Genomic DNA, 10,399 nt, shown 5'->3' with positions numbered 1-10,399 from the left:
TCTATTACGAGAGCCACGACCAACTCCGCCAGCACCTTGCCGACTTCATCTCGGCCTACAACTTCGGTCGCAGGCTCAAGACCCTCAAAGGCCTTACGCCCTACGAGTTCATCTGCAAGGCGTGGGCATCACAACCGGAACGCTTCAAACTCGATCCGCTCCAGCAAATGCCGGGACTAAACAGCTAGAGCACTCCCGCCCTCTAAAGCGATTTTACATGATCCGGAAACTGGGCGCAGATCGAACCACCGAGGCAGAAACGGAGAACGCCAGCTCTACGGAGTAAGGTACGGACTGCAACAACATTGCGCGACGGCGAAATTCGCCGCCGAAACTACGCTATTGCCGCCGTTTGTACCCTCACTCCCACTCGATTGTTCCCGGCGGCTTCGACGTCACGTCGTAGACGACACGGTTGATGCCGCGGACTTCGTTGATGATGCGGGTGGCGGCGGCGCCGAGGAAGGCCATGTCGTAGTGGTAGAAATCCGCCGTCATGCCGTCGACCGAGGTGACGGCACGCAGCGCGCAGACGAACTCGTAGGTGCGGCCGTCGCCCATCACGCCGACCGTCTGCACCGGCAGCAGCACGGCAAAGGCCTGCCAGATGGCGTCGTAGAGGCCGGCCTTGCGGATCTCGTCGAGATAGATGGCATCGGCCTCGCGCAGGATCTCCAGCTTTTCGCGGGTGATCCCGCCTGGGCAGCGGATGGCGAGGCCTGGGCCGGGGAATGGATGGCGGCCGATAAAGCTTTCGGGCAGACCGAGCTCCTTGCCGAGCGCCCTCACCTCGTCCTTGAACAGTTCGCGCAACGGCTCGACCAGCTGCATGTTCATGCGCGCGGGCAGGCCGCCGACATTGTGGTGCGACTTGATCGTCACCGACGGGCCGCCGGTGAAGGAGACGCTTTCGATCACGTCGGGATAGAGTGTGCCTTGCGCCAGGAAATCGGCGCCGCCGAGCTTCTTGGCCTCTTCCTCGAACACCTCGATGAACAGCCGGCCGATGGTCTTGCGTTTTTTCTCCGGGTCCGACTCGCCTTCAAGCGCACCAATGAATCGATCCGACGCGTTGACCAGAATGAGCGGCAAATTGTAATGCTCGCGGAACATCGCCACCACGCCCGCGGCCTCGTCCTTGCGCATCAGGCCGTGGTCGACAAGGATGCAGGTCAGCTGGTCGCCCACCGCTTCGTGGATCAACAGCGCCGCAACGGAAGAATCGACGCCGCCCGACAGCGCGCAGATGACCTTGCCCTTGCCGACCTGCTTGCGGATCGTCTCGACCGCGTGCTCGCGGTAGGCGCGCATGGTCCAGTCGCCCTCGATGCCGGCGATGTTGTGGACGAAATTCATGAGCAGCCGGGCGCCGTCGGGCGTATGCACCACCTCGGGATGGAACATGATGCCGTACATCTTGCGCTCGATGTTGCCGAAGATGGCGAAGGGCGAGCCCTCGGACTTGCCGAACACTTCGAAGCCCTTGGGCAAGGAGATGACGCGGTCGCCATGGCTCATCCACACCTGATGGCGCTGGCCGGGCGCCCACAGGCCCTCGAACAGCGGGCTGTCCTTTTGTATCTCGACGAAGGCGCGGCCGAACTCGCGATGGTCGGAGCTTTCGGCGACGCCGCCCATCTGCACACACATGGCCATCTGGCCGTAACAGATGCCAAGCACCGGCACGCCGGAATCGAAGACGATCTGCGGCGCGCGCGGGCTGCCGATATCGCCGGTCGAAGCCGGACCGCCGGACAGAATGACGGCCTTCGGATTGATACGCTTGAATGCCGCTTCGGCCGACTGGAACGGCACGATCTCGGAAAACACGCCGGCCTCGCGGATGCGGCGGGCGATGAGCTGGGTGAACTGGCTGCCGAAATCGACAATCAGGACGGTGTCGGGATGATTGGCTGTTTTCATGGCGAGCGTTTAGAGAAAGAAACGAGTCGACGCAATGGGTTGCGTAGCCCGACTTTCAGGCTGGTCCGGCATCTTCATTGGGTGGTTCCGTCCGAAGGGCGCCGTCGCCGATCGCCCGTTCGAGCCGCATGACGGCGTCCGCCAGCTTCTCGTCGATGACTTCAAGATATTCGGTCCAGTCGCCGACATGCCTGAGATCCGCCGCCCCGTCGGAAATGCCGCGCAGACCGATCAGCGGAATGTCGAACAGCTGGCAGGCGCGCAGGCAGGCGAAGGTCTCCATGTCGACCATGTCGGCGCTAACAGCATCATACGCCGCGCCAGTGATGATCGCGCCGCCGGTCGACAGGGTCGCCTGCTTGATGTCCGGTATCTTGAAGGGCAATGGCACGGTTACCGGCAGGTCGAGGAAGGGGGTGGCGCCCTTCTCGAAGCCGAGCGGCGAAGCGTCGATGTCACGGTAGCTGACCGAAACCGCCTGGTAGATTTCCGTCTGCTGCAGCGTCCGACTGCCGGCTGAACCGAGCGAAACAACGAGATCCGGCAGTGCTTTTTGCGATTTCAGCCAGGAGAGTTCAGCACCCAGCCTGACGCCGGCCTCGACCGGACCGACACCGGTCATCAGCGGCGTGAACAGCTGCTTGAGGTGCGGGCCGTATTCGGCCTGCGCCGCCATGACGAAGAGGACGTCCTTGCCCGACAGGCGGGAGATTTTATCGGCCATGATGATTTATTCCTCTCCGCCCGATCATCTGCTTATCTGCACCGCCGCTCGCCGGGACCCGCTGCCTCCGGCAGCTCCCGGCGTTCGTGGCCTTTCATCGTGCCACCGGCACGATGAATTCGCCTGCGGCGAACCGGCCACTCACCCTTCAATCCCATCGCGGCCAACCACCGTCATCATGGTGCCGGTCATGGTGGCGATCAGCTTGGCCTCGCCGTCGGCGGCAAAGGCGTAGGCCTGGCCGTCGGCGACGATGATGGTGCGGCCTGGCTTGGTCACCGAGCCGCGGAACAGGAAGCGCTCGCCCCTGCCCGGCGCCAAGAGGTTGACCTTGAACTCGATGGTCAGCACGCCGGAATTTTCCGGCATCAGCGAAAAGGCGGCATAGCCGCAGGCCGAGTCCAGCGCCGTCGAAATGACGCCGGCATGGAGGAAGCCGTGCTGCTGGGTGAGTGCCGCCGAATAGGGCATCTCGATCTCGATGATGCCGGGCGTCACCAGCGTCAGTTCGGCGCCGATCGTGGCCATCGCCTTCTGCCGCGCGAAGGAGGTCCTGACGCGATCCTCATAGTCTGGGGCGGGTACGATCTTTGCTGCCATTGCCGCTGCCTTCCTTTACGCGGATAAGCTTATTGCAGAGGCATGGACGGCAGGCAAATGCTTTTGCTGCACTGCACAATCGACCTGGCCTACCGGCCGGCGCCACGCATCCGTCAGGAATAGGATTCAGGCCGATCTGCGTAACGCACAGAGATAAAACCCATCGGTGCCGCTGAGGGCCGGCGACAGCGAGATGTCGCCTCTGGCGCCGATGCGTGCGGCTGCCTCATGGCCGGGAAAACGGCTGTCCCAGAGCTGGCGGTGGTCGACGGGAACAAAGCCGCTGTTACGGTCCCGAAAGGCCGCGATCTGCTCACCGTTTTCCTCATCAAACACCGAGCAGGTGATGTAGACCAGCAGGCCGCCTGGTTTGACATAGACTTTGGCCGCATCGAGGATCGCCGACTGCTCGCCCTTGCGTGCGTCGAGCTGCCTTTGCGTCAGCCGCCATTTGGCATCGGGACGGCGCCGCCAAGTGCCGCTGCCGGTGCAAGGCGCGTCGACCAGCACGATGTCCATGTGGTTGCCGAGCGGCGCGAGTTCGGCCGGCTTGGTGACGATCTGGACATTGCGGTTTTCAGAGCGGCGGATGCGGTCGAAGATCGGTGCCAGCCGTGCTTTTTCGGCATCATGGGCAAAGATCTGGCCGCGATTTTCCATCGAAGCCGACAGTGCCAGCGTCTTGCCGCCGGCGCCGGCGCAAAAATCCAGCACCTGCATGCCGGCTTCGGCCCCGGCAAGGGCGGCCGCGATCTGCGAGCCTTCGTCCTGGACCTCGAACCAGCCCTTCTGGAAAGCCGGCTCGGCCTGCACGTTCGGGTGCCGGCCGTCGCCGTCGATCGGCGGAATGCGGATGCCGTGTGGGGCGATTGCCGAGGGTTTCGCGCCGGTTCCCGACAGTTCGGCCAGCACCTTGTCTCGGTTGGCCTGCAAGGTGTTGATCCTGAGGTCGAGCGGCGGGCGCGTTGCCAGCGCGGCGCCCTCGTCGGCCCAGGTCGGGCCAAAGGCTCGCTCGAAAAGCGGCGCGCACCAGTCGGGAACATCCGCGCGCACCGCGTCCGGCGCGTCGGCGAGCCGATGGTCGGCGATGGCCTGAAGCTCGGCGGCGCTCAGCAGCGGCGGTGCGAACTTGTCGCCATCGAGCGCGTCGTTGAGCGACTCGGCCGTCTGCCCCCATTCGAGCAGCAGCGCGCCGAAGCCGATGGCGCGCGGCGTGTCCTGCCCCAGCAGCCAGCCGGCGGAACGCTTGTGGCGCAAGGCGTCATAGACGATGTTGCCGATCGCCGCACGGTCGCCGCCGCCGGCGAAGCGATGCGACAGGCCCCAATCCTTCAGCGCGTCCGCCACCGGCCGGTGGCGCCGGCCGATGTCTTCCAGCACTTCGATGGCCGCAGCCAGCCGTCCGCCCAGTCGCATGGTCTTGTTCCGTCACGCAGAAAATTATTCCGGCCCTGCTCTAGAGCGCGCAACCGGCGCGCACAAGCAGGTCGGCTGGCACAACCGCTCTGCTTTCCAACTTTTCTGGTTGCGAATACTCTTCCGGTTGTGATTCGCGGCGCGCAAAAGGTGGACCGGCGGATCGACACGAGGAGAGGGCAATGAAGACTTATCTGGCGGAAGTTCTAGGCACATTTCTATTGGTGTTCATCGGTACGGCTTCTGTGGTGACGGGCGGCTTCGGTGGCGCGCTGCCGCTCGGCCAGGAAGGCATCGGTCTGGCGTTCGGCATCGGCCTCATCGCGGCGGCCTATGCGATCGGCCCCATTTCGGGCGCGCATCTCAATCCGGCGGTGACGCTCGGCGTCTTCCTTGCCGGCCGGCTGCCGGCCAAGGACGTGATCCCCTACTGGATCGCGCAGGTCATCGGCGGCGTCCTTGCTTCGCTGGCGTTGTGGATCATCGTTTCCGGCCAGGTTGGCGGACACACCACCGGCTTCGGCGCCAATGGCTGGGATGTGACGAAATGGGGTGTCAGCTCGGCATTCCTGTGGGAAGTGATCGGCACCTTCACCTTCGTCACCGTGATCCTTGGCGTCACGGCTGAAAAGCACTCGACGGCGTTCGCCGGACTGGTCATCGGCCTGACGCTGGCAGGATTGCACTTCGCCATCATCCCGGTGACCGGCACCTCGCTCAACCCGGCCCGCTCGATCGGTCCGGCACTGTTTTCGGGAACTGCCGCGATCGGCCAGCTCTGGCTGTTCATCGTTGCACCGCTGATCGGCGGCGCCATCGCGGGCGTCGTCGCCAAGGCGCGCATCTTCGAGAAGGACTGAGCTTCGAAGGCAACATAGAAAGGCGCGGGCCAGGTCCGCGCCTTTTTCTTTGGTGGATCTTCTTACCGTCAAAGTACAGCCGGGCCGGTCGTCGCCAACACCCGGACCTTCAAAGGACGTAGCAGAAAATAGAATGCGGCGACGTGCGTGATCATCAGCAGCGGCACGTAGATGATCGGGATCGCGTAGGCGGCACCCAGCTGCTCCGCATGTGCGGGAAGGCCGACCTGGATGGCGTGGTAATAGTCAACGACGAGTTCGACCGTGCCGACGAGATTGAAGGCGACGACGAACAGCCAGAAGAGCCGAGGCAGCCTCACCGTGAGCAGCGCCAGCATTGCCAGCAGCCCTGTTGCAAAGTCACCGTAGGCGGCGAACACGGCGAAGCCGGCTGGGAGATCGGGGCTAACGACACCCGGCAGGATGAAGACGAGCCCAAAGAAGCGGAAGCTGTGCAGCGTGGCAATGACGCGTTGCACCGCGACCCGGTCCATGGAGCTCAGCCACGGCAAACCGTATGCGCCGAAGCAAAGCAGCCACGCGACGTAGCCTAGAACGAGATGGGTTTGGAACACCATTTCCGTGGACATTTGGCCTCCTGGCAGCAACTGGTTCACGAAGCCTCCCTGCTTCAGTCGGCTACCTCTAAGCCCGCTTCCATAATTCGACTATCCGGTATAATCAAAACAACCTATGAAGCAGAACTACACAGTCCGGCACGGTGCGCTGGAGGGCGTCGAGGTGTTCCTGGCAGTCGCCAGGCGCCGCAACTTCCGCCGTGCCGCCGCCGATCTCGGCGTAACGCCATCCGCCGTGAGCCAGGCGGTGCGCGCGCTGGAAGCCCGCATGGGCGTGGCGCTGTTCGTGCGCACGACGCGGAGCGTCGGGTTGACCGAGGCTGGCCAGCGGTTCCTCGACCGTGCAGGCCCTGCCTTCGAGGAAATCGTCATGGCCAGCGAAGCCGCACGCGATGTCGGCCAGCGGCCGACCGGACTGCTGCGCCTGTCCGTACCCCGCGCCGTCGTGCCGTTGATCCTGGAGCCGATGATCGCGTCGTTCTGCCGAACCTATCCCGAGATCGAACTGGAGATCGCCGCGAGCGACGAGATGGTCGATCTGGCGAAAGGCGGGTTCGATGCCGGCATCCGCCTTGGCCAATTCATCGCGCCCGACATGGTCGCGGTGCGGCTGACGCCATCGTTTCCGTTCGTGGTCGTCGGCAGCCCGGACTATCTCGAGCGCCACGGCAGCCCCGAGCATGTCGAGGATCTGCGTCACCACGCCTGCCTGCGCTTGCGCCGCTCGAACGGCGCCATCGCGCCCTGGTCCTTCGCCGACGGCAACGGGGCGATTGAAGCGATGGTCTCAGGCCCACTGATCGCTCACGACTACCCGACATTGCTCGGGGCTGCGATGCAGGGCATTGGGCTGGCGCAGACGCCTCGACCTGTCGCCGAAGGTCCGATCGCCCAGGGAAAACTCAAATCAGTGCTGGACAGCGTCGCCGCCACGACACCGGGCGTCTTCCTCTATCATCCCGGCAAACGCCAGATCCTGCCGAAGCTGCGCGCCTTCATCGACCACCTCAAATCCGCGGTCTGAGGTAACGAAGGATACCGCCCCCTTGGCGCTTCGCTTGCACCAAGCTCTCACGGTATAAATATGAGAAATACATAAGTAAAAAATACTACAAGATGGACCATTCCGGTCAAGAATGTTGTTCTTTCAGTACTAAAACTCACGTTGCATATGAACAGCGCTAAAATCAAAAGCACTGTGTCAGTCGCTGGAAGCCCCAGGGTTAACCCTCTTCCCGTCAGCAGGCTGGCGGCTGCGACCGCCGGTATTGTCAAACCGATTGTGGCGCAAGCGGAACCCATCGCGACATTCAAACCGCGTTGCAGCTCATTGTTGAGTGAGGCGCGAACCGCCGAAATGGCCTCCGGCATCAAAACCAGCCCGGCGATCAATGCCCCCACAATGCTGTCAGCCTGTGTCACCTGATAGGCAACGAGCGTATCCTCGACACTTGCGGCGACCTGCTCGGCGAGCATGACAATGCCAATCAGCCCGATCAAAAGCAGCAATGCGCCGGCAAAGACGCTTTCGTGAGGGGCAGTCCGCAGCAAAACGCCGTGGGCCTGCCCTTCGACAAAGTCTTCCCGGTGGCGGACGGTCTGCGCGAACACGAAGCTTGCATAAAGCAGCACTGAGAGGACGCTGACGAAACCAAGTTGGGCTGCCGAAAACGTGCCGGGATCCGTGGTCTGGGTGTAGGTTGGCAGAATAAGCGTCATGATGGTCAGCGCGATCAGAACCGCGAGATATGCGCTGGTCCCCTGTCGAACAATTGCCTGCTTGCGATGACGCCAGCCGCCAAGCGCAAGACACGTGCCGACGACGCCGGTAGATGCAATCATCACCGTTGAAAAGACAGACTCACGTGCAAGCGTAGGGTTGTTCTCTCCATGCAGCATCATGGAAACGATGATCGACACCTCGATTGCCGTTACGGCAAAAGTCAGCACCAATGTGCCGTAGGGCTCTCCTACACGCCGAGCCACCGCCTCGGCGTGCTCGAGCACCACGAAAATGGTGGTGAACATAATCGCACTCGAAAGCGCTCCGACGAGTATCCTGACGCTCAGCGAACCTTCGTCTGCCGACAGCCCGCCGGCTCTGACGGCGACAGCCATCACCAAGGCGGCCAGCGGCATCGCAAACGAAGTCACCGAACGTCCGAAACCGCTCATGCAAGCCCCTGACCGCTGCTGCGAACCGTGGCTGCATTCGCGCACCGACAGATCGAAGCGTTCACCCGTTCACGCCGTCTTCTGCGCCACCAGCCCCAGTTCCTCCACCATCGCCTCGCGCATCAGGAACTTCTGCGGCTTGCCGGTCACCGTCATCGGCAATTCGGTGCGGAAGCGTATGTGGCGGGGGATCTTGTAATGGGCGATCTGGCCGGCGCAGAAGTTCTTGACCTCCTGCTCGGTGGCGATCTGGCCGGGCTTGAGCACGATCCAGGCGCACAGTTCCTCGCCATATTTGGCGTCGGGAATGCCGAACACCTGCACCTCCTTGACCTTTGGATGGCGGTAGAGGAATTCCTCGACCTCCCTGGGATAGACGTTCTCGCCGCCGCGGATAACCATATCCTTGACCCGGCCGACGATGTTGCAATAGCCCTCGGCGTCTATGGTGGCGAGGTCGCCGGTGTGCATCCAGCCGTCGCTGTCGATCGCCTCGCGGGTCTTGTCGTCGTCGTCCCAGTAACCCTTCATCACCGAATAGCCGCGCGTGCAAAGCTCACCCGGTACGCCGACCGCAACGGTAGCGCCATCGGCATCGACCGCCTTGACCTCGACATGGGGGTGGATGCGCCCGACGGTCGAGACGCGCTTTTCCAAGGGGTCGTCGACGCCGCTCTGGAACGACACCGGGCTGGTCTCGGTCATGCCGTAGGCGATGGTCACCTGTTGCATATGCATCAGCGACACCACCTTCTTCATCACCTCGATCGGGCATGGCGAGCCGGCCATGATGCCGGTGCGCAGGCTGGTGAGATCGAAGGCGGAAAAATCCGGATGATCCAGCAGGGCGACGAACATGGTCGGCACGCCATAGAGCCCGGTGCAGCGTTCCTGAGCCACCGCCTTCAACGTTGCGCTGGCATCGAAGCCCTCGCCCGGGAAAACCATCGTGGCGCCCTTCGTGACGCAGCCCATCGTGCCCATCGACATGCCGAAGCAGTGGTAGAGCGGCACCGGTATGCACAGCCGGTCGTCGACGGTCAGCTTGATCGCCGAAGTGACGAAATTGCCGTTGTTGACGATGTTGCCGTGGGTCAGCGTCGCGCCCTTGGGGGCTCCCGTGGTGCCTGAGGTGAACTGGATGTTGATGGCCTCGCCCGGCTTCAGCTTCTCCGAGATCCGGTCGAGGCTGTCATGCTCGTCACGCCCGGCCATGGCCAGCACGTCGCCGAAATTGAACATGCCGGGCGAATTCTCGTCGCCCATGCGGATGACAATCTTCAGCGCCGGCAGTTTCTGCGCCTTGAGCTTGCCCGGTGTGGCCTTGGCGATCTCGGGCGCCAGCGTCTCGATCATGCCGAGATAGTCTGACGTCTTGAACTTGGCAGCGGTGAGCAGCGCCTTGCAGCCGACCTTGTTCAGAGCATAGTCGAGTTCGGTCAACCGATAGGCGGGGTTGACGTTGACCAGGATCAGGCCGATGCGAGCGGTGGCGAACTGCGTCACCAGCCATTCCCAGCGGTTGGGCGACCAGATGCCGACGCGATCGCCCTTTGCCAAGCCCAGTGCCAGGAAGCCGGCGGCCAGCGCATCCACCGTGTCCGAAAGTTCGCTCCAGGTGAAGCGCTTGTCCTGATCGACGAAGACGGCGGCGTCGAGCGTGCCGTATTTGCTGACGGTGTCGGAAAACAGCGCGGGGATGGTCTTGTCGAGCAGCGGCACGCTGCGTTCGCCAGAGACATGCGCCCTGTTGTCGACGGGTGCGACGAAGACACCGCCAGCGCGCGCTCCGGGTCCGCGCAAATTGCTGGCGTTCTTCAGCTCGTCGAGATTGACCGGCATCGCTCTCTCCTCCCGGGACTAAGTGCGTCGCGCTGAAACAGAATCATGCGACGCGTTCTAGGTCCTTGCTTTTATGCATGTCGTTCTCCCAAAACCGAGATCACTTTGGGCGACATGCATTAGCCGAGCCTATCAGCCTGCCGGAGTGGAGGAAATCCCGCCGATGGTCGTGAAAGGGCAACGATCCGGTCAACGATGCTCCGGAACTTCGCGTTGGCTGACGAAGCGCGCCAAAACGAAAAAACCCGCCTGGGCGGCGGGTCACCGGCGCAAATCAGCAC

At 62.9% G+C, this 10,399-nt stretch carries 10 protein-coding genes; 3 read left to right on the top strand and 7 right to left on the bottom strand.

Annotation, left to right across the window (positions count from 1 at the left end; genetic code table 11):
- A partial coding sequence (locus EOD15_RS19940; protein WP_148129590.1) for an IS3 family transposase occupies positions 1-188 on the top strand: 188 nt, incomplete at its 5' end.
- A 172-nt stretch (positions 189-360) separates the two neighbouring features.
- On the opposite strand, the gene guaA is transcribed toward EOD15_RS19940, so the two are convergent.
- From guaA to EOD15_RS19915, 4 genes are all read right to left on the bottom strand, one after another.
- Positions 361-1,923 (bottom strand): glutamine-hydrolyzing GMP synthase, encoded by a 1,563-nt coding sequence (guaA, locus tag EOD15_RS19935; RefSeq protein ID WP_127408757.1) that lies wholly within the window; start codon positions 1,921-1,923, stop codon positions 361-363.
- Between the two features lie 55 nt (positions 1,924-1,978).
- Complete coding sequence (locus tag EOD15_RS19930; RefSeq protein WP_127318582.1) at positions 1,979-2,647, bottom strand: 5'-methylthioadenosine/S-adenosylhomocysteine nucleosidase; 669 nt, start codon at positions 2,645-2,647, stop codon at positions 1,979-1,981.
- 141 nt (positions 2,648-2,788) lie between these two features.
- Positions 2,789-3,247 (bottom strand): PaaI family thioesterase, encoded by a 459-nt coding sequence (locus tag EOD15_RS19925; protein WP_013530371.1) that lies wholly within the window; start codon positions 3,245-3,247, stop codon positions 2,789-2,791.
- A 126-nt stretch (positions 3,248-3,373) separates the two neighbouring features.
- Positions 3,374-4,663: an RsmB/NOP family class I SAM-dependent RNA methyltransferase gene (locus tag EOD15_RS19915; protein WP_127318584.1), complete on the bottom strand. Its 1,290-nt coding sequence runs from the start codon at positions 4,661-4,663 to the stop codon at positions 3,374-3,376.
- Between the two features lie 182 nt (positions 4,664-4,845).
- Between EOD15_RS19915 and EOD15_RS19910 the strand changes: the two genes are divergently transcribed.
- Positions 4,846-5,523: an MIP family channel protein gene (locus EOD15_RS19910; RefSeq protein ID WP_013530368.1), complete on the top strand. Its 678-nt coding sequence runs from the start codon at positions 4,846-4,848 to the stop codon at positions 5,521-5,523.
- A gap of 68 nt (positions 5,524-5,591) precedes the next feature.
- Here EOD15_RS19910 and EOD15_RS19905 read toward each other — a convergent pair whose 3' ends face one another.
- Positions 5,592-6,113 carry a hypothetical protein gene (locus tag EOD15_RS19905; RefSeq protein ID WP_127318586.1) on the bottom strand — a complete coding sequence of 174 codons (522 nt, stop codon included), beginning with the start codon at positions 6,111-6,113 and terminating at the stop codon, positions 5,592-5,594.
- A gap of 103 nt (positions 6,114-6,216) precedes the next feature.
- Here EOD15_RS19905 and EOD15_RS19900 point away from each other — a divergent pair, with 103 nt between their 5' ends.
- Positions 6,217-7,125 carry a LysR substrate-binding domain-containing protein gene (locus EOD15_RS19900; protein WP_127318588.1) on the top strand — a complete coding sequence of 303 codons (909 nt, stop codon included), beginning with the start codon at positions 6,217-6,219 and terminating at the stop codon, positions 7,123-7,125.
- 47 nt (positions 7,126-7,172) lie between these two features.
- Here the strand turns inward: EOD15_RS19900 and EOD15_RS19895 are convergent, their stop codons facing one another.
- Together EOD15_RS19895 and EOD15_RS19890 are read right to left on the bottom strand one after the other, a co-directional pair.
- Positions 7,173-8,276 (bottom strand): calcium:proton antiporter, encoded by a 1,104-nt coding sequence (locus tag EOD15_RS19895; protein WP_127318590.1) that lies wholly within the window; start codon positions 8,274-8,276, stop codon positions 7,173-7,175.
- Between the two features lie 69 nt (positions 8,277-8,345).
- The gene (locus EOD15_RS19890; RefSeq protein ID WP_127318592.1) at positions 8,346-10,118 is read right to left on the bottom strand and encodes an AMP-binding protein; all 1,773 of its coding nucleotides are present in this window, start codon (positions 10,116-10,118) and stop codon (positions 8,346-8,348) included.
- Positions 10,119-10,399 lie beyond the last annotated feature (281 nt).

Origin of the sequence: Mesorhizobium sp. M7A.T.Ca.US.000.02.2.1, assembly GCF_003996995.1 — a bacterium.
Lineage (GTDB): Bacteria > Pseudomonadota > Alphaproteobacteria > Rhizobiales > Rhizobiaceae > Mesorhizobium.
The sequence above is the reverse complement of the archived record's forward strand: the minus strand, read 5'-3'. Positions and strand labels throughout refer to the sequence as shown.

What these genes read in the sequence shown, in the direction of transcription:
- guaA (WP_127408757.1), bottom strand. Translation starts at nt 1,923, where the DNA reads ATGAAAACAGCCAATCATCCCGACACCGTCCTGATTGTCGATTTCGGC.
- EOD15_RS19930 (WP_127318582.1), bottom strand. Translation starts at nt 2,647, where the DNA reads ATGGCCGATAAAATCTCCCGCCTGTCGGGCAAGGACGTCCTCTTCGTC.
- EOD15_RS19925 (WP_013530371.1), bottom strand. Translation starts at nt 3,247, where the DNA reads ATGGCAGCAAAGATCGTACCCGCCCCAGACTATGAGGATCGCGTCAGG.
- EOD15_RS19915 (WP_127318584.1), bottom strand. Translation starts at nt 4,663, where the DNA reads ATGCGACTGGGCGGACGGCTGGCTGCGGCCATCGAAGTGCTGGAAGAC.
- EOD15_RS19910 (WP_013530368.1), top strand. Translation starts at nt 4,846, where the DNA reads ATGAAGACTTATCTGGCGGAAGTTCTAGGCACATTTCTATTGGTGTTC.
- EOD15_RS19905 (WP_127318586.1), bottom strand. Translation starts at nt 6,113, where the DNA reads ATGTCCACGGAAATGGTGTTCCAAACCCATCTCGTTCTAGGCTACGTC.
- EOD15_RS19900 (WP_127318588.1), top strand. Translation starts at nt 6,217, where the DNA reads ATGAAGCAGAACTACACAGTCCGGCACGGTGCGCTGGAGGGCGTCGAG.
- EOD15_RS19895 (WP_127318590.1), bottom strand. Translation starts at nt 8,276, where the DNA reads ATGAGCGGTTTCGGACGTTCGGTGACTTCGTTTGCGATGCCGCTGGCC.
- EOD15_RS19890 (WP_127318592.1), bottom strand. Translation starts at nt 10,118, where the DNA reads ATGCCGGTCAATCTCGACGAGCTGAAGAACGCCAGCAATTTGCGCGGA.